This window comes from Kitasatospora sp. MBT66 (genome assembly GCF_000710405.2).
GTDB lineage: Bacteria > Actinomycetota > Actinomycetes > Streptomycetales > Streptomycetaceae > Kitasatospora > Kitasatospora purpeofusca.
The window spans coordinates 16,776-17,150 of sequence record NZ_JAIY01000026.1 but is presented as its reverse complement, the minus strand read 5'-3'; positions in this window follow the sequence as shown (position 1 = coordinate 17,150).

Here is a 375-nt window from a genome sequence, read left to right as displayed (position 1 = left end):
CGACCGGTCGCAGTTCCCATGATCGCTACTTTCGGTTACTAGACCAATTTCTGACACTCTCCATGAGAGTGCATCATCTGGCGATTTGTCAAGTACTTTGCGTCAACTACTTTTAGTCATGGCGGGCGCCCCGCTTCGGAGCCCTCCGCCGGTCCCTCGCGCGGCTTGTGATCAATCTAGCTTGATTTGCCGAGAGCCCTATTTAATCTAGCTTGATTCAACGGAAGACCCTTTTCCCATGCTCCGTGCATTCAGTCTGTGCAGTGGCTTCCGTGCCTACTGAGCTGCGAAAACACGGGCAAGATTTTTCTAGCTAGGATGACTCCATGAACTCGATGAGCTTCGTGGTGGCGGTGCCGAGCGCGGACTTTCTGA